The following is a 22384-nucleotide window of genomic DNA, read 5'->3' on the forward strand; positions in this document are numbered from 1 at the left end:
GAAGAGCATCGCCGCATCAAGAAACCAACAGTGATGGGCTAGCTACGATATCGGCCTCGTGCAACCTCTACAGCCCTCGGCGACTCCCGGACGAGATGATGGCCAAACGGGCTGGTGCCGCATCTCACTTCTCGCCCCGGCTGTTCATCTCCATGAAGTCACGCTGTAGCCGCCGATGTGAAACTGGCTCTCCCGCGTTTATGGTGCAGCCGGGCGGCGAGTCACGGGGCCGCACGGATCATGAACATCAGGACCGCCCTCCACATCTGAGCCGGTGTCCAAACGCCTGCTGCCCCTCATCCCCGCCGGTCTCGTGGTCGATCAGGTCGACCACGAGCCTGACCAGATCATCATCCGCACCCATCTCCGCGCGACGGCTGCTGCCTGCCCAGGATGTGGAGAGACCTCGGCCAGTCCCCATTCGCGCTACACCCGCACCCTGGCCGATCTCCCGTGGCAGGGTCGGCGCGTCGTCATTGCGGTCCAGACGCGGCGATGGCGTTGCCCGCAGCCATACTGCCCGCGCCATGTCTTCGCCGAGCGCCTCGCCGGCGTTGCTCAGGCCGGCGCACGCCGCACTCACCGCCTCGGCGACCTTCAGCACCACCTCGGTCTCGCACTCGGTGGTGAGGCCGGCGCACGCCTGGCGGGGCGCATCGGCCTGCCGATCAGCCCCGACACGCTGCTGCGCCTCGTGCGAGGTCGTGCGCCCGCGCAGGCCGAGCGCGCACCGCGGGTGCTAGGCATCGACGATTGGGCCTGGCGGCGTGGTCAGCGCTACGGCACGATCCTGTGCGATCTGGAACGAGGCCAGGTCATCGACCTGCTGCCCGACCGCGAGGCCGCCACCGTGGCCGACTGGCTGCAGCGGCATCCCGGCGTCGAGGTCGTGGCTCGTGACCGCGCCGGTGCCTATGCCGATGGTGTGCGTCGCGGCGCCCCCGGGGCGGTCCAGGTCGCGGATCGATGGCATCTGCTCTGCAACGGCTCGCAAGCGCTGGTGCAGGTGCTCGATCGGCACCGCGGCGAGTTCTCCCGTGTCGCGCGAACCATCGTGAGCCGAGCCGCAGCGGAAGCGCCGCCGGTCGAACCCCGTCCGGCTACCAAAGCGCAGCAGCGACAGCGGCAGGGTCAGGCGGACCGGGAGTCCCGCTTCCAGCATGTTGCCGCCCTGGCTCGGGACGGCCAGGGCATCCGCGCCATCGCGCGCGAGACTGGGCTGTCGCGGAACACGGTACGGCACTGGCTGCGAGCCGGTACGGCGCCGACCTGGCACAAGGGCGAACGGGCGCGGATCATCGATCCCTTCGTGCCCTACCTCGTGCGGCGGCTCGACGAAGGCGAGAGCAACGCGACGCAGCTTTGGCGCGAGCTGCAGGCCTCGGGCTTCCGAGGTGGCGTGATGAGCGTCCGGCTCTGCGTTGCTGCTCTCAGGGGCGGCCCGCCGCGGACGCGACCTGCACCTAATCCAGTCTGGCGGCGCCCGTCGCCGCGGCGGGCGGCGCGGCTTCTCCTGAACAACGATGAGCATGGCGAGATGGACGGGCGCTTCCTCGATGCTCTGGTGGCCGCCGTCCCCGAGATCGAGCGTGCGCTTGCGGAGGTGAAAGCGTTCACGGTGATCGTGCGGGAGCAGGATCAGGCCGGGTTCGGTGCGTGGCTGGATCGCTGTCGCGATGGCCCGCTGAGCGGCCTGGCGGAGGGGTTGAGGCGGGATCGGGCCGCCGTGGAAGCTGCGCTCGCGCTGTCCTGGAGCACGAGCCCCGTCGAGGGACAGATCAACCGCGTGAAGACGCTGAAGCGGACGATGTACGGTCGGGCCAAGCTCGACTTGCTGCGTGCCCGGGTGTTGGCAGCGTAACCGCTACGGCTGCACCACAAACGCGGGAGAGCCGTGAAACTGACCCGGTCGCCGATTGAATCCTGACCCAGGCCGTAGGCTGGGCTCCTTCTGCGGGAGGAGGCCCGGATGGTGGGTGAGGAGGCAGCGTTGGAGATCCGGGTGTTGCATCGGCATGGGAAGGGCATCCGCGAGATTGCCCGCGCGACGGGTCTGTCGCGCAACACGGTGAGGCGCTACCTGCGCGACGAGGCGGCGGCGCGCTACAAGGGGCGACCGCCCCGACCGGGCAAGCTCGATCCGTTCAAGGGCTACGTGGTGGAGCGCCTGGCTGCGGCAGCGCCGGACCGGATCCCGGCCAGCGTGCTGCTCGTCGAGTTGCGCGAGCGGGGCTATGCGGGCGGCTACACGATGCTCAAGGAGTTCGTCGCTGGCCTGACGCCGGCGCCAGTTCCGCAGCCGGTGGTGCGCTTCGAGACCGCGCCGGGCGAGCAGATGCAGGTCGACTGGGCGGTGATGCGGCGCGGCGCCGACCGGCTCTCGGTGTTCGTGGCGACGCTGGGCTGGAGCCGGGCGGCCTACCTCGAGTTCGTCACCGACGAGCGCCTCGAGACGCTGATCGCCGCCCACGAGAACGCCTTCCTGGCCTTCGGGGGCGTGCCGCGCGAGGTACTCTACGACAACATGCGCACCGTGGTGGTGGAGCGGAACGCCTACGGTCGCGGGCGTCACCGCTTCCAGGCCGGCTTCCTGGACTTTGCCCGCCATTGCGGCTTCCGGCCCCGGCTGTGCCAGCCCGGACGGGCGCAGACCAAGGGCAAGGTCGAGCGCTTCATCCGCTACCTGCGCGGCAGCTTCTACGTGCCGCTGGCCAGCCGGCTCGGCCAGGAGGGGCTGGTGCTCGACCGGGAGGCGGCCAACCTGGCGGCGGGTCGCTGGCTGCGCACGGTCGCCAACCAGCGGGTGCATGCCACGACCGGCGCGGTGCCGGCCGAGCGCCTGGAAGTGGAACGGACGCAGTTGCAGCCGGTGCCGCCGCCCTATGGCGGCCGCTCGGTGCGCCAGATCCAGGCCCCGGCGGTGCCGGCTCCCGCTCATCCGGTGGTCGGGCTGCAGCACCCGCTGGCGCTCTACGACGGGCTCTCGGGCCTGATGACGGGAGAACCGGCATGAGCGACCTGCAGCATGCCCGCCTGGCTGAACTCTGCGCCGAGCTGCGCTTGCAGGCGGTGCCCGCGGCCTACGGCGCGCTCGCGCAGGCGGCATCCGAGCGCGACACGCCCTATGCCGTCTTCCTGGAGGAGGTGCTGCGGGCCGAGCGCGAGGCTCGGCGCACCCGGGCGCGGGAGATGTTCGCCCGGGTGGCGGGCTTCCCGGCGGTGAAGACGCTGGAGGGCTACGACTTCGGCTTCGCCACCGGGGCGCCGCGGGCGCAGATCCAGGAACTGGCCAGCCTAGCCTTCGTGGAGCGGGCGCAGAACGTGGTGTTCCTGGGTCCGTCCGGCGTGGGCAAGACGCATCTGGCGATCGCGCTCGGCTACCTGGCGACGCAGCGCGGGATGAAGGTGCGCTTCACCAGTGCGGCGGACCTGGTCCTGACGCTGGAGACAGCACAGCGCCAGGGGCGCCTGAAGGAGGCGATGCACCGGGCGGTGAACCTCTACCGGCTGCTGATCGTCGACGAGATCGGCTACCTGCCGTTTGCGCGCGAGCAGGCGAACCTGTTCTTCCAGGTGGCGGCCAAGCGCTACGAGCGGGGCGCGATGATCCTGACCTCGAACCTGTCGTTCGGGGCGTGGGACCAGGCGTTTGCCGGCGACGCGGTGCTGACGGCGGCGATGCTGGACCGGGTGCTGCACCACGCCAGCGTGGTGACGATCACGGGCGAGAGCTACCGGCTGAAGGACAAGCGGCGCGCCGGGCTGGTGGCGCGGCCCGTGCGGGAACCAGCCGTTCCTGCGTGAGGGGTGGGTCAGGTTACGATCGGCGACAAAGCCAAAAGTGGGCTCTCCCGCATTTTTGGTGCAGGCGTAGCGGTCACGCCGCCAGCACGCGGGCGCGCAGCAGGTCGAGCTTGGCACGGCCATACATCGTCCGCTTCAGCGTCTTCACGCGGTTGATCTGCCCCTCCACCGGGCTCGTGCTCCAGGGCAGCGTGAGCGCGGCTTCCACGGCGGCCCGATCCCGCCTCAACCCCTCCGCCAGGCCGCTCAGCGGGCCATCGCGACAGCGATCCAGCCACGCCCCAAACGCCGCCTGATCCTGCTCCCGCACGATCACCGTGAAGGCCTTTACCTCCGCGATCGCACGCTCGATCTCGGGGACAGCGGCCACCAGGGCATCGAGGAAGCGCCCATCCCTCTCGCCACGCTCGCCGCCGGTCAGGAGAAGCCGCGCCGTCCGCCGCGGCGACGGGCGCCGCCAGACTGGACCGGGGGCAGGTCGCATCCGCGGCGGGCCGCCCCTGAGAGCAGCAACGCAGAGCCGGACGCTCATCACGCCACCCCGGAAGCCCGAGGCCTGCAACTCGCGCCACAGCCGCGTCGCGTTGCGCTCGCCTTCGTCGAGCCGCCGCACGAGGTAGGGCACGAAGGGATCGGTGATCCGCGCCCGTTCGACCTTGCACCACGTCGGCGCCGTGCCGGCCCGCAGCCAGTGCCGCACCGTGTTCCGCGACAGCCCGGTCTCGCGCACGATGGCGCGGATGCCCTGGCCGTCCCGAGCCAGGGCTGCAACATGCTGGAAGCGGGCCTCCCGGTCCGCCTGACCCTGCTGCTGTCGCTGCTGCGCCTTGGTCGCCGGACGGGGTTCGACCGGCGGCGCTTCCGCTGCGGCTTGGCTCACGATGGTTCGCGCGACACGGGAGAACTCGCCGCGGTGCCGATCGAGCACCTGCACCAGCGCTTGCGAGCTGTCAACGGGCACCGAAGTCTCCGCAATTGTGGGCTTTCAAAATTCCCTGGCCGGCGGGTTCGGTGCGGATCGGTGATCAGCCGGCCGTGTGATCGGAGGCAGCCTTTCCGGGTGGACGACCGCGACGCCTGGGTGCGGGCGGCGGAACGATCAGGGCCTTGGAGCGGACGTGCTCGGGGACGAGGTCGGCGTGCTGGCGCAGGCGGTAGCTCGCCCCCTCGATCTGGATCACCACGGCATGGTGGAGGAGTCGGTCGAGCAGGGCTGTCGCCACGACCGGATCACCGAACACCTCGCCCCACTCGGCGAAGCCGCGGTTCGAAGTCAGGATCATCGCCCCGCGCTCGTAGCGCGCGTTGACGAGTTGGAAGAACAGGTTGCCGCCACCGGGGACGACGGGGAGGTAGCCGATCTCGTCCACGACCAGCAGCGAGGCCCGGCAGAGATAGCGGATGCGCTCGCGCAGGGAGCCGTCGCGCTCGGCCTTGGCCAGCGAGGTCACGAGGTCGGCCAGCGTCGAGAACACGACGCTGCGCCCGGCCTTGACCGCCTCGACGGCGAGCGCGATCGCCAGATGGCTCTTGCCGGTGCCGGGTGGTCCGAGCAGATGGACGACCTCGGCCCGGTCGATGAAGGTCAGTTCCGCCAGCGCCAGGACGCGCTCGCGGTCGAGCGAGGGCTGGAAGGCAAAGTCGAACCCGGACAGCGTCTTGATCGTGGTCAGGCGCGCGACCAGCAGGGCGGTCTTCACGCGGCGGTTCTCGCGCAGCGTCAGTTCCTCGGTCAGGATCACGTCGAGGGCGGCCAAGCCGTCGATCTCGCCCTGCTCGATGCGCCGGACCGTCGCGTCGAGCACCTCCAGGGCGCGCGGCATGCGCAGGCCGACCAAGCTGCGCTTGATGCTGTCGAGGGTCGTGATGGCACAGGATGCGGTGCGGCTCATCGCTGGCCTCCGATCCCGCCGGCGAGCCGTTCGCCGACTGCCTGGTAGACAGCCAGCGAGCGCCGGGCGACGTGATCGCCATGGCGGCCGATCGGCAGACTGTCGGGATGGCCGTGGCGCATGGCCCGAGCGGCCGTGCCTTGCCGATGGTCGGGGTCGATGCGGTACTGCCGTCGTCCCTCCAGGATCGGATGGCTCGCGACGAGCCGGCCACCATCGAGGATGCGGATCGTGTCGGGCAACTGATGCACCTCGACGACGCGCCGGGTCCGATCCGGTACGCTGTAATAGTTGCCACCGATCGAGACGAGGCCATCGTGGCTGACGCGCCGCTCCAGCGTGAGCAGAGCGTCGAAGGGCAGAGCCGGCAAGGGCTGCAACTCGGGCCGCTCGGCGGCGAAGGCTTCCGAGACGATCCGCTGCGTGGTGCCGTGCAAGCGGACGTTGGCGACGGTATCGAGCCAGCTCCGAAGCTGGCGGTTGAGGTCGTCGAGGTCGCGGAAGGAACGTGCGAGGAAGAAGTCCTGGCGGATGTAGGAGAACGGTCGCTCGACCTTCCCCTTGGTCTTGGCCCGGTACGGGCGGCAGGCGCGCGGCAGGAATCCGTAGTGCTGGGCGAGTGCCAGCAGGGATCGGTTGTAGACGATGTGGCCGTCCGCATCCTCGCCGGTGACCGCCGTCTTCATGCGATCGTAGAGGATCTCGATCGGCACGCCGCCGATCGCGGTGAAGGCCTGCATGTGACAGCGCAGCAGCGTTTGCAGGTCCTGATGCAGGACGAAGCGCGCCTCGATGTGCCGGGAATGGCCGAGCACCAGCGAGAACAGCCAGACGATGCAGGTCGTGTCCGGCGCATCCGTGAAGGTGACGAGGAAGCGGGCGAAGTCGACCTGCGCCTGCTGGCCGGCCGGGGTCTCGAAGCGGACCTCGTAGGGCTTGGCCTCGGGCGGCCGGATCGCGGCGGCGAACCGCTTCACCGCGGTGTAGGCACCGGTGTAGCCGCGCTCGCGCAACTCGCGGGTCAGGCGCACGGCACTCAGGTCGGGGAAGGCGGTGATCCGCTCGCGCAGATAATCGAGATAGGGCGCGAGCTTGCTCGGGCGGCCGGGCTGACGCGGGCCGTAGGCCGGCGGCTCGAGGCCGCGCTCGATGTACTTGCGGATCGTCTTCGGATCGCGGCCGGTCCGGCGGGCGATGGCGGAGACGGACAGGCCCTGTCGGTGCAGGTCCAAGATCATGACGAGTTCTCCCAGCAGAACCATCCTCGTCGCTCCCAGCCGATCGGTATCGGCAGGCATGGTGGCTGAGGATGGAAAAGCCCGAGAGGGCGCGGGGCGTCGCGACCCTACGGGCCAGGGCACCGACCAGGGAATTTTCGATGCCCACAATCAGGGAGTATTCAACGCCCGCTGACACGAGCCGTTGCAGAGCAGATGCCATCGGTCCGCGACCTGGACCGCCCCGGGGGCGCCGCGACGCACGCCATCGGCATAGGCACCGGCGCGGTCGCGAGCCACGACCTCGACGCCGGGATGCCGTTGCAGCCAGTCTGCTACGGTGGCGGCCTCCCGGTCGGGCAGCAGATCGATGACCTGGCCTCGTTCCAGATCGCACAGGATCGTGCCGTAGCGCTGACCGCGCCGCCAGGCCCAGTCATCGATGCCGAGCACCCGCGGTGCGCGCTCTGCTTGCGTGGGTGCGCGATCTCGCACGAGGCGCAGCAGCGTGTCGGGGCTGACCGGCAGGCCGAGGCGCCCCGCTAGGCGTGCGCCGGCTTCACCACCGAGTACGAGACCGAGGTGGTGCTGGAGGTCGCCGAGGCGGTGAGTGCGGCGTGCGCCAGCCTGGGCAACGCCGGCAAGGCGCTCGGCGAAGACACGGCGAGGGCAATGTGGCTGCGGGCAACGCCATCGCCGCGTCTGGACCGCGATGACGACGCGCCGACCCTGCCATGGAAGGTCGGCCAGGGTGCGGGTGTAGCGTGAGTGAGACTGAGCCGAGAACTCCCCACACCCCGGGCAGCCAGCGGTCGTGGCGCGGGGATGGGTACTGATGATGATCTGGTCAGGCTCGAGGTCGACCTGATCGACGACGAGACCGGCGGGGATGAGGGGCAGCAGGCGTTTGGGCACCAGATCAGATGTGCAGGCCGGTCCTGATGTTCACGATCCGTGCGGCTCCGTGACTCGCCATCCGGCTGCACCACAAACGCGGGAGAACCCAAAAGTGGGTCAGACTTCAATCGGCGTTGACAACGCGCCCGGTCGTAGACCCATCGGATCAAGCCGGCCTCGAGGGGGTCGGTCGGATCTAGATCCTCCCAGGCTGGGCACGCTTGGATACGGTGGCGAGTGAGCTCATGCAGTTCGCGAGCGATGATGTCGATCGGCTCGGGCTCGGCAGGCGGGTGGGTCACGGCTTGTGTCTCATGGACTGAACGCTAGGCCCGTTGTCTCGCATGAGAGGCCGGTTCGCTTAACACAAGCATCCTCTCATCCAGCCGCCGCGCCGCCCGCCTCGACCACACCACCGCAGCCCAGGCGCAGGACAGGACCAGGGCGAAGCGACTACAGCGACAGCACCATCGGGGCGATACTTAGACATGTTGGTTAGACGATCACCAGCCAGTACGCGCACCACCTCGATGCCGTGTTGGTTGCTGCGGCTGAGCGGGTGGCGGGACAGGTTGCGGAGAGCCTTCTAGGCGCTGGTGTCTGAGGGTGGGCTGATCTGAGAACTGCGGGCACATGAATGCACGCCCGATCAAAACCCGATCAAAACCCTTGCGGTGCCGTTCGCTCCTTAACCCATTGATCTATATGCGCCGAACCCGCCGAACGGCTCGCGATCAGGCCGTCGATCAAAACCCGATCAAAAGATCACGCCCACCCTGGGATGTATCCAGCACGTGGCATCGCTGGATCGGCGGGGCGTATAAGATCCAGGGCCAAGGCCTCTTTAATGATTCGGGAGGCTTGGGCGGCGTTCTGGCCCGCGATGCCAAGCCGTTGCCGCAGCGATGTGTTTGTCATCCGGGAGCCGCTTAAGTAGCACAGTGTCGCATGCTGATCAGCCGCTCTAATTCGCTCGGCGGCCGTCATCTCACCAAATCCCCGCGGAGCGAACATGACTACTCTCATGTTATCACTCTCAGCCCGAAAGTCTGGAGCGGGCAGCTGGTAAAGCTCTGCTGATGCAACTACTTTGTCTAAGCCCGTTCCACCTTCTTCGCACATTCGCATGCGTCGTGTCAGAGATGCTAAGGACTCGTTTCTAGAGCGCGGCGGTAGATCAATTAAACGTCGGGGCTCGTTTAGGGGTGCTCCAGGATTTGTAATTTCGATGCGATCTGCGAATATCTCAATCGTCGGCCCAGCTCCACTTACTGTCATATCTTGATGTATTAGGGCATTTGCGACCAACTCACGAACCGCAATTTCTGGATATACCCTTCTTTCCTCTCTAAAAGCTTGTCCTATATGTTCATTTGCAGGTAGCATGCTGTTAACAGTGGCAAGGAGATTGGCAAAACCTGACGCGTACCCTTCAGGCATATCCCAACGTCTGCGTGTCCGGGTCCTATCTCGTCCCTCATAGTCGACAACCCGGACCGCCTTCCTTGACAGTCTGTCAATTGAATTTATTTGTCTGGAAAATAATATTGCGCCTAGATTTAGAATATTCCATCTGCCGCCGGCATCCTTGTCGATAAGCCTATCATCTTGAAGTTTATTTAAGATAACATCGGCTGATTCTGGCAACGGCTGATTTGTGAGTGTGAAATAAGATGGATAATCAAGTGTGGAAATCACTTCCTCGCTTGTAATAAAGGGGATAGCAATTCCTTGCTCCCAAGCGAAGGTTTGTAGTTTGGCCCAAAGCGCTTTTTCGCGATCTCGGTGATCGGAAAGGCGAGTAACTGAGCTGCCAATGCGTATATAAGCTTGGCGCTCAAAAGCTACCGGGGCATGTGTCGCCGGCGGAATTTCAAGGAGAACCACTCTGCCTTGAGGGTGGGGTATGACATGGAATGCCAGCGCAGGGCATGGGTCCACCATGCGCCCAAGCCATATTTCCAACGGCTGCGATCCCTTGCCGCTCGCAGTGCTAGGTTCAAACTGCGTTCCAACAATAGTGCGATTGGCGTCCTCAACACCCCAGACAAGATATCCCATAGGACGATCTGCCAACCGAGCGCCATTCGCTAAGGCAGAAATAGTCTTACCTATGCGATCTGGATCTTCGTTCCCGTTCTTGAATTCGACCCAAGTGGTCTCTGCCGGAAGGTTTAAAAGTTCATCAATAATAGCAATGTGTCGAGTGTGTTGCATGCTGGCCCTATGATGCTCCAAAAATAACGAACAACAACCGCAAGCTCACTTCAGATACCCCTTAGCCGTCAGGTGCTCCGCCAGCGCTTCCCGGATCGCCTCCGGCCGCGAGGGCTTGGGGTCAGGTTGGTCTGCGATCCAAGCGTCGAGAGCGCCCAGTTGCTCCTCGTGACACCGGACCATGATGCCCGTGCCACGGCCCGTCGTCTTTGGCCGACCGCGTGATTTCGGTGCACCTGGAAATGGCGAGTTCATTAAATAAGGATATCACAAAAAGCGGTATGACGGGAAGGTCCAAGTTCCCAGCCGGGCCTAACCACCAGCGCCGTCCGTAAGCGTCTCGTGGCAACCCGTCATTCTACAGCACCGGCTCCGGCCAAAGACCGTAGCCACATGCCATCGTCCCCGCCCTCGGCATGCCTCTGCCGATCCGTATCCGATGATGAGCGTCGCATAGGGGGGTCGGAGGCTGCCATTTATGGCCACTTCGATCGGCTGCTAAGCGCTCTCTGCCTCACCCTACTGGCGCCAGCAGGATCGCCGTCTTCACCGCATTCCGCCGCTGCGGCGCCGTCACGCCCTCCCGTGCCAGCACCTCCGTGCTGTAGGCGTTCGCCAGGACGGCCGCGGCGACGTCGAGGCTGCCATTCCCGATCTCCAGCACGACCGGCTTCGACGGATCAGCGAGATAGGCCGCGATCGCCGCGTCGAGCGCGTCGTCGGTGATGAGCTTCGCCCTGTATGCCTCGCCGCCGGTCATCGCTTGCACTCCCACACCGGGATCATGCCCGGCATCTTCACCGGCTCGTGGCGGTACGCCGTCCACTTCCCGAGCTTGATCCACTCGGGCGTGACCTCGTGCACGTCGACGGAGCACGGGATCAGGATCCCGCAGAAGTCGCCGCGGAGCGTGCCGGTCTGAGGCCCGACGCCGAATAGCCGCAGTGTGTCCCACCCCGCGGCGTGCGCCTGCATCCCCCACCGCTCGACGAACTCCTGGCAGCGCCGGTGCGTCTCGGCCCATTCATCGGGGCGGAGGCCGCGGCAGGGCGGCGCGCCAGGGGATAGGCTGGCGAGGCCACGGGACCATTCGAGGACGGTGGGTGGGAGTATCGATGCCATCCACACGGCCTACCAGAAGAGGGGCCACGAACGGAGTCTCTTCCGATGGGATTTGGACACAGGTGAGACGATCTTGGACACATCGGTAAGATGGCCGCAGCCATCCGACAGTCTAAGTCTCTGGATTTATTGAGAAAAATGGTGAGCGCGCTGGGACTCGAACCCAGGACCTACAGATTAAAAGTCCGTTGCTCTACCAGCTGAGCTACGCGCCCGCTCCCGAAAATGACGGCGCGGCGCTGGCGGGCCGGCCCTGGTCCTGTTCGGAGCAGAGCCGGACATAGGGGGTTGACGCGGCCGGGTCAACCGGGAGACCACGGCCGCCCACAAAAGCCCTGCCGCGATGCCTTCCGAGCCCGACTTGCACGCCGATTCCGCCGCGCTGTGGCGGCGCTTCACCGGTCTTCTCCTCGGCGCGGCCGGGGTGACGGGACTCCTCGTGCTCGCCTTCGTGACCGTCCTCGACCCCTACGGCCTGCGCGCCGCGCCCGGACGGGCGCCGGGGCCGATCATGGATCTCAACCAGCGCTTCATGTACCCGCAGGTGGTGCGGGCCGGGATCTACGATTCGGCGGTGTTCGGCACGTCGACCGCCCGGCTCCTCGACCCGCAGGCCCTCGACCGGGATTTCGGCGGGCGTTTCGCCAACCTCGCCATGAACGCCGCGACGCCCTGGGAGCAGGTGCAGCTCGCCCGGCTGTTCCTGCGGCGGGCGCCCGCCAAGGCGGTGCTGTTCGGCCTCGACGCGCCGTGGTGCGAGGCGGATGCGGACAGGAAGCGCCTGACCTTCCGGGCCTTCCCGCCCTGGCTCTATCGCGAGCCCCTGGCCTGGACTGCGCTCTTCCATCAATGGAACCAGCAGAGCGTCGAGATCGCCGGACGGGCGCTGCTCCACCGTCTCGGACGGAGGCCCGCCCGCATCCGCGGTGACGGCTACGAGGTCTTCACCCCGCCGGAATCGCAGTACGACGCCGCCCGCGCGGCGGCGCATATCCATGGCGACGCGCCGGCGCCGGAAGCGTCCGCCCAAGGGGGAGGCCCCGAGGCGGATCCGGCGATGCCCGCCCTCCCCTGGCTCGACGAGCTCCTCGGCCTCGCGCCGGCGGATGCGCGCAAGATCGTCGCCTTCATGCCGGTCAACGTGGCGGCGCAAGCCAGGCCCGGCAGCCCGGCGGCCGCCCGGGAGGCGATCTGCAAGGCACGGGTCGCAGCGATCGCCCGCCGGCACGGCGCCATGGCGATCGATTTCCGCATCCCCTCGCCGGTGACGCGGGACGACACCAATTACTGGGACGCCCTGCATTACCGCCTTCCGGTCGCCGATCGGATCGTCTCGAGCCTGCGCCGGGCGGTCGACGAGGGCCGCGACGATCCGGACGGGGTTTACCGGGTGCTCGCTGGCCCGCGGGCGGCGAGACCGTGAGGGCTCACGCCGCCCGGTCGCGCTCCGCCTTCTCCCAGCCCTCGCGGGTCTCGCCGATGAAGTCGGCGAGCCGGCCGGCCGCGATCGCCTTGCGCAGGCCCGCCATCAGGTCCTGGTAGTAGGACAGGTTGTTCCAGGTCAGCAGCATCATCCCCAGAATCTCGCCGGCGCGGACGAGGTGGTGCAGGTAGGCCTTGCTGTAGAGGTTCGCCGCCGGGCAGGTCGAGTCCGGGTCGAGGGGGCTGTTGTCCTCGGCAAAGCGCGCATTGCGCAGGTTGAGGCGGCCGTGGCGGGTATAGACCATGCCGTGCCGGCCGGCCCGGGTCGGCATCACGCAGTCGAACATGTCGATCCCGCGGCTCACCGCCTGCACGATGTCGTCCGGCGTGCCGACGCCCATCAGGTAGCGCGGCTTGTGGGTCGGCAGGTGCGGCTCGACCGTCTCGATCATCGCCAGCATCGTCGCCTGCGGCTCGCCGACGGCCAGCCCCCCGATGGCGTAGCCCTTGAGGTCGAGACCGACCAGCGCCTTCGCGCTCTCGACCCGGAGTGCCGGAATGTCGCCGCCCTGCACGATGCCGAACATCGCCTTGCCGGGCTGGTCGCCGAAAGCGATGCGGCAGCGCTCGGCCCAGCGTAAGGACAGCCGCATCGCGCTCTCGATCGCCGATTCGGGCGCGGGCAGGCGTACGCACTCGTCGAGCTGCATCTGGATGTCGGAGCCGAGCAGGCCCTGGATCTCGATCGAGCGCTCGGGGCTCAGGAGATGCGTCGAGCCGTCGAGATGCGACTGGAACCGCACCCCGGTCTCGTCGAGCTTGCGGAGACCGGCCAGCGACATGACCTGGAAGCCGCCGGAATCGGTCAGGATCGGGTAGGGCCACTGCATCATCGCGTGCAGGCCCCCGAGGCGCGCCACCCGCTCCGCGCCGGGGCGCAGCATCAGGTGGTAGGTGTTGCCCAGCACCACGTCGGCGCCGAGTGCCTTCACCTGCTCGGGGTACATCGCCTTGACGGTGCCGGCGGTGCCCACCGGCATGAAGGCCGGGGTGCGGATGACGCCCCGCGGCATCCGGATCTCGCCGGTGCGGGCGGCTCCGTCGGTCGCCGCCACCGTGAAGCTGAACTGGTCGGTCATCGCGTCTCCGCCCGGAAGAGCAGGCTGCTATCGCCGTAGGAATAGAAGCGGTAACCGCGCGCGATCGCGGCGGCGTAGGCCGCCCGCATCGGCTCGAGCCCGGCGAAGGCCGAGACGAGCATGAACAGGGTCGAGCGCGGCAGATGGAAGTTGGTCATCAGCACGTCGACCGCGCGGAAGCGGTAGCCCGGGGTGATGAAGATGTCGGTGGCGCCGGTCCAGGGCCGGATCGTGCCGTCGGGCGCGGCGGCGCTCTCGAGGAGCCGGAGCGCCGTGGTGCCGACCGCGACGAGGCGCCCGCCCGCCGCGCGGGCGCGGTTCAGGGCCTCGGCGGCCTGCGGCGTGATCTCGCCGATCTCGGCATGCATCCGGTGCGCGTCGGTGTCGTCGGCCTTCACCGGCAGGAAGGTGCCGGCGCCGACATGCAGCGTCACCCGCACCTGCGCCAGGCCGGCGGCGGCGCAAGCGTCGAGCAGCGCGGGGGTGAAGTGCAGGCCGGCGGTGGGAGCGGCCACCGCCCCGGGCTCCCGGGCGTAGACGGTCTGGTAGTCGGCGGCGTCCTGCGCGTCGGTCGGGCGCTTGGCCGCGATGTAGGGGGGCAGCGGCAGCTCGCCGAGAGCCGCCACCGCCTCGTCGAGGGCCGGCCCGGCGAGGTCGAAGGCGAAGGTGGTCTCGCCCCCCTCCCCGCGCTCGACGATCGTGGCGTCGAGGCGGGTGAGCGCGCAGGTCTCGCCCTCCCCGGCCTCTCCGAAGCTGACCCGGTCGCCGACCCGCAGGCGCTTGGCCGGGCGCGCGAAGGCGCGCCAGCGGTCCGCGCTTTCCCGCAGGTGGAGCATCGCCTCGAGGCGCACCGTCGGGCCGTCGGGCCGGTGGCGCAGGCCGCGCAGGCGCGCCGGGATCACCCGCGTGTCGTTGAAGACCAGGACGTCGCCGGGCCGCAGCAGGCCGGGCAGGTCGCGCACCACCCGGTCCTCCGGCGGGGCGCCGGGGTGCAGCAGCATCAGGCGGGCGCCGTCCCGCGGCACCGCGGGCCGGAGGGCGATGCGGTCCTCCGGCAGGTCGAAATCGAACAGGTCCACGCGCATGCGGTCCTTCAGCCAGGATTCCGCCGCCGGATCAATGGGCACGGGCATTCGAAGTCATTGACAACGTGTTGTCGAATAAGCATCGTGATGTCGAATTGGGTGGGCGTCTCGCGCTTCGGGCGGGCCGCCCTCCGCATTCCTTCGAAGACGCCACGACCCCGCTCCGGCGCCCACGCGCCGCGCTGGAGCTGGACGCGGAGAGCGGCGCGCCGGAGGCAGGCTCATGAGCGACGTGGTGCTGATCAACCCCTTCGAGATCGACCCGAAGGACGAGGCGGCGGCCATCGCCTTCTGGGAGCGGGCGGCCGAGCACCTGCGCCGCCAGCCTGGCTTCGTCGACACGCGGCTGCACCGGGCGATCGCGCCGGGCGCCCGTTTCCCGCTGATCAACGTCGCGACCTGGCGCTCGACCGGGGCGTTCCGGGCGGCGACCGCCGATCCGGCCTTCCGCGCCCTGGTCGGGCCGGAGAGGGACCGCTTCCCGCACCATCCGGGGCTCTACGAGGTGATCCGCACCTGACGGGCATCGCTTGGAAGCCCTTGGCAGGACGGCCTGCGCCGCCCCATCTGGAGCGGCACCCCGATCGTCGTGGAGTTTCCGTCATGGCCAGCCATCCGACCCTCGATGCCGAGCTCGTCGTCTGGTGGGAATGCGAGGCCGAGCGGCTGGAGAGCCTGGCGGCCTCCGCCCGTTTCGGCTTCATGCGCCGCCACTATGCCCGCAAGGCCGCGGCGGCCCGGGCGCGGGCCCAGGTCAGCCGCCTGCGCGAGCAGGCCCGGGCGGAGACCCGGCCGGCCACCGCCTGACGCTGGGAGAGATCGGCACGGGCTGAGCCCGCACCGTGCGGAGCCGCGCCTACCCGATCGTCACGACGACGCGGCCGCGGATGCGCCCGGCCAGGATCTCGGGCCCGCGGTCGATCACCTCAGCGAGCGGCACGGTGGTGGTCATCGCCGAGAGGGCGGCGGGATCGAGGTCGCGGGCGAGCCGGGCCCACGCCTCGCGGCGCAAGGGGAGCGGCGCCATCACGCTCTCGATGCCGTAGAGGGCCACCCCGCGCAGGATGAACGGCGCCACCGAGGTCGGCAGGTCCATGCCGCCGGCGAGCCCGCAGGCCGCGACGGCGCCGCCATACCGGGTCATCGCCAGCGCATTGGCGAGCGTCGTCGAGCCGACCGCGTCGATCGTGGCGGCCCAGCGCTCCTTCCCCAGGGGCTTGCCCGTCTGGCTCAGCTCGGCCCGGTCGATGATCTCGGCCGCGCCGAGGCCGCGCAGGTACGCGGCCTCCTCGTCCGCCCGCCCGGTCGAGGCGATGACGTGCCAGCCGGCCTTCGCGAGGAGCGAGATCGCCACCGAGCCGACGCCGCCGGCCGCGCCGGTCACCAGGGCCGGGCCGGATTCGGGGGTGAGGCCGTGGCGCTCCAGCGCCAGCAGGGCCAGCATGGCGGTGTAGCCGGCGGTGCCGATCGCCATCGCCTGTTCGGGGGTCAGTGCCGCCGGGAGGGCCACCAGCCAGTCGCCCTTGACCCGGGACTTTTCCGCATAGGCGCCCAGATGGGTCTCGCCGGTGCCCCAGCCGTTGAGCACCACGGCGTCGCCGGGCTTCCAGTCCGGATGGGAGGAGGTCTCGACCACGCCGGCGAAGTCGATCCCCGGGATCATCGGCCAGCGCCGCACCACCGGCGCCTTGCCGGTCAGCGCCAGCCCGTCCTTGTAGTTGAGGGTGGAGTGGGTGACCCGGACGGTGACGTCGCCGTCCATCAGCTCGGATTCGTCGACATCCTTCAGCGCGACCCGCTGGCCGCCCTCGCCCTTCTCGATCACCACCGCCTTGAAGGTGCCCACGCTCCGCCTCCCTGATCGCGCGCGGATCCAGCCGCGTTCGCCTGTGCAGGGTTGTGGGGTGGACCACCCCCGACGGCAAGGCACCCGGAGACGAGGAGGCCTTGGCAAGGAGGCCCTGGCAAGGGAGCTTGGGCAAAGGGCCTGGGCACAGGGCCTGGGCAGGCGGCCCAGGCAGGCGGCCCAGGACTGAGCCCGGGCCGCATTCCGGCTCAGTAGCCGTCGTAGAGGCTGCCGCCGCCGAAGACGACGCCGGTTCCGGCGCCGACCGCCGCGCCGGCCAGCCCGATGCCCGCGCCCGCGAGACCGAGACCCGCGCCGACGATCCCGCCCGGGGCCGGGCCGGCGGCGTAGCCGCCATGGGCCGGCACCCAGCCGGAGCGGGCGGGCTCGACCAGGACGCGGCGCTGGTAGGAGGCATAGGCCGGCGGGATCACCTGCGGCACCACCTGGGCCGGGCGCACCAGCACCCGGCGGGTCTGGGTGGCGTAGCGGGCCGGGATCGTGACCCAGCAGCCGACGGTCTGGCCATAGGCGTCGACGGAGGTCTGCCACACCCGGCGGGCGGGCTCGACCAGGACCTGCTCGGAGACGGTGTCATAGACCGGCGGCACGACGTGGTTCACCGTGCGCGGCGGGCGCACCATCACCTGCTCGGACACCGTGCCGTAGACCGGCGGCGTCGCGACGTGGCGGTAGCAATCGGTGGTGCAGCCATAGCCGCCGGCGAGGGCCGGTGCGGCGAAGAGCAGGCCCGCCGCGAGGGCGGTCGCGGCGGTGGCACGGCTGGTGGCACGGGTGACCCGGGCGGTCATGGTCAGGCTTCCTCGGGGGTGGCGGGAGAACGGGCCCGCGCGGCGCTCGCCAGCGCCACGCTTGCCCGAGAGAGAAGCCGCTCCGCTGTCCGTCAGGCAAGCCGAAAGCCTGAAGAGGGTAAAGTTGCCCTCGGGATTTACTACGTATTTCGGTGAATTGCGGAGGGATTCGCGCAAGCCTGAGAGTCGATCGGCGCGCGGGACTCGGGAACCCTCGAATTGTCTGATTCCGATAGTGTCGGCGTAAACCTTGCTGCTCGAGCGCGCAGACGTCGTCGGGCGGTCGGGCGACCATCACCGGCCCGGTCCACGTCCACGGCGTGCGCGATGCCGCCGGCATGCACCGGCAGACCTCCCGCATGGCCGACCGCCGGGCCCGTGATGCCCGGGACGGCGCTCTGCACGAGACCGGGGTCGAGAGCGCATGAGCCGCCCTCTCTGCTGCATCGGTAGCGCCGTCCTGGAGGGGATCGGCCTCAACCCGCGTCGGTTCGACTCTCGATCGGAGGCCCGTTGGCCGGAGCAGGCCGTGTTCGGCGACGAGCCGTTCCGTCAGCCGACCGGCCCGGGCGCCCGCGTCTTCCCAAGCTGGACCGCGGCTACGACATCAACGCCTGCGTGACGGTGCCGCGCGGCGTTCATATCGTGTTTGAGGGGACGAGCACCGTCCGCTCCAAGACCTCGACGTGCATTTTCCGGATGACGGGCGACGACCTCTCGTCGTCCATCGAAGGCCATCCGATCTTCGCCATGGCGGCAGCGCCGGCCGGCTCGACCGTCGTGCGGCTCGGCACGGCCAGCGGCATCGTCTGCCGCGTGACGCTCGACGGCCTCCGGTGCCAGACCGCCTTCGAGTGCGTGGGCGACGAGCCCAGCGCGGCGAACTGCGTCGTCGATCTGACGACCCGGAACGTCGTTGCCGAACAGACGCGCGGCCGGCAGTTCAACATCCGGCCCTCGCGCGGGTTCTTCACGGTCGATCTGCGCGTCGACCAGACCCTCAACACCTCTCCGGTGACGTGGGAGGGCATCCGCATCGCTGACATGGCCGGGCTCGACATTGTCCGGATGGACGTGCTCGGACCCTCGGTGGAGACCGTCCCGACCCTCGCCGATCAGCTCGACGCCATCGCGATCGTGCTCTCGACCCCGGTCCCCGGGGCGATCGCCAGCATTGACCTCAACGGGCGCATTCTCATCGACGACGTGCGCGGGCCGGACCTCGTCCTCGACGGCATCAGCAATCTCATCGGCGGTCAGGTCCAGGTTTACGGGTCGCTCGGGCAGGCCTTCGCCTGCCGCGCCTGCAACGACGTCAACACGAGCATCAGCGTGGTCGGGCGCGCCGGTGTGCTTGCCGCCCCCGCTGTCCCGAGCGTGCAGTTCGACACCTCGTCCCGTATCCGTGCCGACGTGGCCGTGCAGAAATCGCCCTCGACGGGCGTTTCCCTCAACGGCTGCAACGACAGCGTCGTCGACGTGACCAGCATCGACGGCGCCGGGTATGGGCTGGTCGAGAGCGGGCGCGCAATCGGGCCTCCGGCACGATGCGTGGGGGGCGGGCTCGCTCGTGATGAGTGGCGTCGGTTCGGTGGCGACAAGCTACTTCGCCAACGACAACGCGTTCCGTCCCGGCCCGACGAGTGGGACGGTGCCGTAGCACCGGCCGTGCGGGCTTCGGGCCGGGAGCGGGGGCGTCAGCGCCGCGGCCTATCGGCGGATCCCGAAACGGGTGACAGCCGAACCTGCGCGCCGTGCCGTCTGATCTTGCGCGCGACAGGTCAGGTCTGCCCCGGCCGCAGCTGGTAGAAGATGTGGCGGCCGATCACGTCCATCTTCCGCAGGCGGCGCGACCAGCGCGGCTTCACGTAATCCGCGTGGTAATGCGTCGCCCCGCCGACATCGGCGAGGTAGGTGCGGCCCTCGACCACCGCGTGGGCGATGCGGGTCGCGGTCTGCCAGGAGGCGTCGTCGGTGATGCGCAGGGACTTGCCCTCGCAGGCGAAGGAGAACTGGCAGCCCATGTAGCGGTGACGGTTCTGGTAGACCACGCCGCAGATATTGGCCGGGTAGAGGCCGCTCTTCGCGCGGTTGAGCACCACCTGGGCGACCGCCGCCTGGCCCTGCTCGGGCTCGCCGCGGGCCTCGAAATAGACGGCTTCCGCCAGGCAGCGCTGCTCCTTCTCGGCGTTCTCCGGGGTGATCAGGTCGGCGTAGCGGCGCCTCGCATCCTCGGTCGGCAGGGCCTCCGGGGCGATGCGGGCGGCCGTCGTGACCGCAGCCTTGGCGTCGCGGTCCAGTCGCGGCGAAATCTGGCCGCCGGCCGCGATCTCGACCGGCGTCGCGTCGGCCGGGGCCGGCGTCGTCGAGGACAGGGCGACGGCGCGGGGCACCGCCGGGGTGCTGCCGCCCTGACTCCCCCGCTCCCGGGCCTCGCGGGCCTTGTCGGCGGTCTGCCCGGCGGCCGTCGCGCCGCGGGTCGGCGCCGAGGCGCCGGTCGCCGGCGAGCTGGCGCCCGCCTCGCCGCCATCCGCGTCGGGCAGGGGCACGAACCCCTCCTGCGGCTCGAGCTCCGGGTTCCAGGTGGCGGGACCTGGCGTGAAGGTCGAGGCGACGCTCGGGCCGGTGCTGCCGAGCCAGCCGGTGGTGAGCGGCACGGCGCGGCCGGCGCCGGCGACCCGGGCCGGCACCAGGGCGTCGCCCTTGTGCGTGCGCTGCGCTTCCGGCCGGGTGCGGGCATCCACCTTCAGGTCCGGGCGCAGCGGCTCGGCGTCGAGGGCGAGGCGCAGGGGGCCGGTGAGGCTGCTCGGCGACAGGCTCGCTTGTGACAGGGACACTGGCGTGATCAGGCCGCGCTCCGGCAGCGGCGGCATCCCGCGGGGCACCAGGCGCGCGACGGCGCTCGACCCGAGCGAGGATTCGTAGCCGGCCGAAGCCGTGAACGAGACCAGGACGCCGAGGCCGACGGCCCAGGGCGCGACGGCCGCGCCGAGCCAGCGCATCCCCTTCGTCCGCCGGACCTGCCGTCGGCGCAGGTCGCGCTTGCGCAAGTACCGCCTGCTCACAGCCTCGACCCCACTCTCGCACGCGCCCGCCCGGCCCGCGCGGGACCGACAATCTGACTGCGAGTGTCGCGGGGTATGGTTGAGCGTTGGTTAAGCCGACGCGGGGCTGCGCAACCGTCCGGCGAGATCGACGGCCCGCGGGGCGTAGATCACCGGAAGCTCGGCCCGCACGCCCCGCACCGCCACGGTCTCGACCCGCAGGCCGTCGAGGGCGATGCCGGCGCGCTCCGCCGCCTCGGCCGAGGCGACGAGCTGCACGTCGGCGGCCTTGGCGAGGGATTCGAGCCGGCTCGCCAGGTTCACCGCCGGGCCGATCACCGACATCCCGCGGCTCGCGCCGTAGCCGAGGCGGCCGAGCACCAGGGGGCCGGCATGGAGGCCCATCGCCATCCTGAGCGCGGCCGGCAGCTCGGCGGCGAGCCGCCGGTTGAGCTCGGCCACCGCGCCGTCGATGCGGCCGGCGGCCGCGAAGGCCGCCCGGCAGGCGGGGCCGATCCCGTCCGGATGGGTGAACAGGGCCAGGAGACCGTCGCCCGCATAGCCGCCGATCCAGCCCCCCGCCGCCTCGATCTCGCGCCCGGCCGCCTCGAAGAAGTGGTTGAGGATGAACACCACGTCGAAGGGCAGCTTGCGCTCGGAGAGCGGCGTGAAGCCGCGGATGTCGACGAACAGGATCGCCACCTCGCGCTCGATCCCGGCGACGTCCGTACTGGTCAGGTGCACGCCCGCGGAGTCGCGGTGCGGGTCGAGGATGCGCACCAACGCCACGTCGCCGGAGGGCCGTGCCTGGCAGGCGAGGCGCACGTTGCCGGGGGCGCCGATCGCCCGCAGGGCCGCGGCCTCCTGGAGGCTCACGGCCGACAGGTTCTCCTCGCCGCCGACCACCAGCACCCGGCAGGTCGAGCAGCGTCCCCGCCCGCCGCAGACCGAGACGTGCGGCACCCGGTTCGCCCGGCTGATCTCGAGGAGCGTCGGGCCTTCGAGGCTCTTGACCGTCGGCCCGCCGACATACGTGACGCTGTAGCGCCGGGCCCGCAGGGTCGCGGCCGCCCGGATCAGCACCACCCCGAGCGCCAGGGCGACAGCGGCGTAGATCGCCCCCGTGACGGTGTCGCCCCAGGCGGCGATGGCCGGATCGACCTGCGGCACCGGCCAGCGGGCGTCGAGGTCGGGCGCGTCGAAGCGGCGCGCCAGCACCCGGTCCCGCTCCATGATGCGCCCCTGCGTGACGATGCCGGCGAGCGCCGCGGCCGGCAGGCCGAAGGCCGGCACGGCGAGCAGCGGCGCCATCCGCCGGTAGAGCGGCGACAGGCGCAGCCAGGCATGAAGGCCGAGGCAGCCATGCAGCCAGACGACCAGCAGCAACGCGGTCTGGAAGCCCATGCCGTCGGGCCAGATGCGGGCGATCACGGTGGCGTAGCTGGTCCGCGTGCCGTCCACCAGGTTGGCGATCCGGGTTCCCAGCACGTGCGGCACCAGCAGGAACGGGATCGCGAAGCCCAGCAGCGTCTGCGCCGCCTCCCAGGGCGGCATCCGGAGCGTCCGGCGCTCGGCGAGCCGCACCAGCGCGAAGGCGACATGGGCGAGGAGCGAGAGGCCGAGGATCAGGCTGCCGGGAAGCGAGCGCGTGACGGCGACCCGCCAGCGGGCCACGTCCATCATCGTGTCGAGGCCGACGAGGCCCAGCGCGTGGTTGGCGAAATGCGTGCCTGCGAAGGCGAACAGGACCAACCCCGAGACCAGCCGCAGGCGCTGCGCGAGCGAGCCGCGCCACAGGCGGGCGCCGGCCTCCGGATCGGGACGGCCGGCGGGGGGCGGGTCGCGCATGGGCTCCTCTCATGAGGCGGCAGGCCTGTCCGGGAGGAC

19 protein-coding genes, 1 tRNA gene and 1 pseudogene are annotated in these 22384 nt (G+C 69.7%); 7 read left to right on the forward strand and 14 right to left on the reverse strand.

Annotation, left to right across the window (positions count from 1 at the left end; translation table 11 throughout):
* The first annotated feature begins 274 nt into the window (after positions 1–274).
* The 3 genes from DA075_RS08510 to istB (DA075_RS08520) all read left to right on the forward strand — a co-directional run bounded on the left by DA075_RS08510 (position 275) and on the right by istB (DA075_RS08520) (position 3804).
* Positions 275–1861, forward strand: a complete 1587-nt coding sequence (locus DA075_RS08510; RefSeq protein ID WP_200601882.1) for an ISL3 family transposase — start codon at positions 275–277, stop codon at positions 1859–1861.
* Positions 1862–1969: 108 nt separating this feature from the next.
* The gene (gene istA / locus DA075_RS08515) at positions 1970–3013 is read left to right on the forward strand and encodes an IS21 family transposase (protein ID WP_099901120.1); all 1044 of its coding nucleotides are present in this window, start codon (positions 1970–1972) and stop codon (positions 3011–3013) included.
* Positions 3010–3804, forward strand: a complete 795-nt coding sequence (gene istB / locus DA075_RS08520) for an IS21-like element helper ATPase IstB (RefSeq protein ID WP_099952834.1) — start codon at positions 3010–3012, stop codon at positions 3802–3804. The genes istA (DA075_RS08515) and istB (DA075_RS08520) overlap by 4 nt, the downstream gene beginning before the upstream one ends.
* 73 nt (positions 3805–3877) lie before the next feature.
* Here the strand turns inward: istB (DA075_RS08520) and DA075_RS08525 are convergent, their stop codons facing one another.
* From DA075_RS08525 to DA075_RS08565, 8 genes and pseudogenes are all read right to left on the reverse strand, one after another.
* Positions 3878–4738, reverse strand: coding sequence for a transposase (locus DA075_RS08525; RefSeq protein WP_099952835.1), 861 nt, complete (start codon positions 4736–4738; stop codon positions 3878–3880).
* Positions 4739–4829: 91 nt separating this feature from the next.
* Positions 4830–5696 (reverse strand): IS21-like element ISMex13 family helper ATPase IstB, encoded by an 867-nt coding sequence (istB, locus tag DA075_RS08530; RefSeq protein WP_099952836.1) that lies wholly within the window; start codon positions 5694–5696, stop codon positions 4830–4832.
* Positions 5693–6958 (reverse strand): IS21-like element ISMex13 family transposase, encoded by a 1266-nt coding sequence (gene istA / locus DA075_RS08535; protein ID WP_200602002.1) that lies wholly within the window; start codon positions 6956–6958, stop codon positions 5693–5695. The genes istB (DA075_RS08530) and istA (DA075_RS08535) overlap by 4 nt, the downstream gene beginning before the upstream one ends.
* A gap of 159 nt (positions 6959–7117) precedes the next feature.
* A pseudogene (locus tag DA075_RS08540) lies at positions 7118–7831 on the reverse strand (ISL3 family transposase); the annotation flags it as partial.
* Between the two features lie 744 nt (positions 7832–8575).
* Complete coding sequence (locus tag DA075_RS08545; protein ID WP_099956490.1) at positions 8576–10027, reverse strand: ATP-binding protein; 1452 nt, start codon at positions 10025–10027, stop codon at positions 8576–8578.
* A 514-nt stretch (positions 10028–10541) separates the two neighbouring features.
* Positions 10542–10787 carry a hypothetical protein gene (locus DA075_RS08555; RefSeq protein ID WP_099952840.1) on the reverse strand — a complete coding sequence of 82 codons (246 nt, stop codon included), beginning with the start codon at positions 10785–10787 and terminating at the stop codon, positions 10542–10544.
* Positions 10784–11002 (reverse strand): hypothetical protein, encoded by a 219-nt coding sequence (locus tag DA075_RS37410; RefSeq protein WP_244936540.1) that lies wholly within the window; start codon positions 11000–11002, stop codon positions 10784–10786. Before DA075_RS37410 ends, DA075_RS08555 begins: the two co-directional genes overlap by 4 nt.
* Before the next feature lie 286 nt (positions 11003–11288).
* Positions 11289–11364: transfer RNA gene (locus DA075_RS08565), tRNA-Lys, on the reverse strand.
* A 128-nt stretch (positions 11365–11492) separates the two neighbouring features.
* Between DA075_RS08565 and DA075_RS08570 the strand changes: the two genes are divergently transcribed.
* A complete protein-coding gene (locus DA075_RS08570; RefSeq protein ID WP_099952841.1) occupies positions 11493–12572 on the forward strand; it encodes a hypothetical protein in 1080 nt (359 codons plus the stop codon).
* A 4-nt stretch (positions 12573–12576) separates the two neighbouring features.
* Here the strand turns inward: DA075_RS08570 and tgt are convergent, their stop codons facing one another.
* Positions 12577–13710, reverse strand: a complete 1134-nt coding sequence (gene tgt, locus DA075_RS08575) for a tRNA guanosine(34) transglycosylase Tgt (protein WP_099952842.1) — start codon at positions 13708–13710, stop codon at positions 12577–12579.
* Complete coding sequence (gene queA, locus DA075_RS08580) at positions 13707–14795, reverse strand: tRNA preQ1(34) S-adenosylmethionine ribosyltransferase-isomerase QueA (protein ID WP_099956492.1); 1089 nt, start codon at positions 14793–14795, stop codon at positions 13707–13709. The genes tgt and queA overlap by 4 nt, the downstream gene beginning before the upstream one ends.
* Positions 14796–15018: 223 nt before the next feature.
* Here queA and DA075_RS08585 point away from each other — a divergent pair, with 223 nt between their 5' ends.
* Together DA075_RS08585 and DA075_RS08590 are read left to right on the forward strand one after the other, a co-directional pair.
* Positions 15019–15315 carry an antibiotic biosynthesis monooxygenase family protein gene (locus tag DA075_RS08585; protein WP_099952843.1) on the forward strand — a complete coding sequence of 99 codons (297 nt, stop codon included), beginning with the start codon at positions 15019–15021 and terminating at the stop codon, positions 15313–15315.
* A gap of 83 nt (positions 15316–15398) precedes the next feature.
* Complete coding sequence (locus DA075_RS08590) at positions 15399–15602, forward strand: hypothetical protein (protein ID WP_099952844.1); 204 nt, start codon at positions 15399–15401, stop codon at positions 15600–15602.
* Positions 15603–15651: 49 nt separating this feature from the next.
* On the opposite strand, the gene acuI is transcribed toward DA075_RS08590, so the two are convergent.
* Both acuI and DA075_RS08600 read right to left on the reverse strand, forming a co-directional pair.
* On the reverse strand, positions 15652–16641 hold the full coding sequence (acuI, locus tag DA075_RS08595; RefSeq protein ID WP_099952845.1) for an acrylyl-CoA reductase (NADPH): 990 nt from the start codon (positions 16639–16641) through the stop codon (positions 15652–15654).
* Between the two features lie 209 nt (positions 16642–16850).
* Positions 16851–17453 carry a hypothetical protein gene (locus DA075_RS08600; protein WP_099952846.1) on the reverse strand — a complete coding sequence of 201 codons (603 nt, stop codon included), beginning with the start codon at positions 17451–17453 and terminating at the stop codon, positions 16851–16853.
* 618 nt (positions 17454–18071) lie between these two features.
* Between DA075_RS08600 and DA075_RS08605 the strand changes: the two genes are divergently transcribed.
* On the forward strand, positions 18072–19262 hold the full coding sequence (locus DA075_RS08605) for a hypothetical protein (RefSeq protein ID WP_099952847.1): 1191 nt from the start codon (positions 18072–18074) through the stop codon (positions 19260–19262).
* On the opposite strand, the gene DA075_RS08610 is transcribed toward DA075_RS08605, so the two are convergent.
* Entirely contained in the window at positions 19235–20455 is a 1221-nt protein-coding gene (locus tag DA075_RS08610) for a cell wall hydrolase (protein ID WP_099956493.1), read from the reverse strand. The two genes, DA075_RS08605 and DA075_RS08610, sit on opposite strands and share 28 nt — an antisense overlap.
* A 153-nt stretch (positions 20456–20608) precedes the next feature.
* Positions 20609–22345: an adenylate/guanylate cyclase domain-containing protein gene (locus DA075_RS08615; protein ID WP_099952848.1), complete on the reverse strand. Its 1737-nt coding sequence runs from the start codon at positions 22343–22345 to the stop codon at positions 20609–20611.
* Positions 22346–22384 lie beyond the last annotated feature (39 nt).

Source organism: Methylobacterium currus (genome assembly GCF_003058325.1).
GTDB classification, from domain to species: Bacteria; Pseudomonadota; Alphaproteobacteria; order Rhizobiales; family Beijerinckiaceae; genus Methylobacterium; species Methylobacterium currus.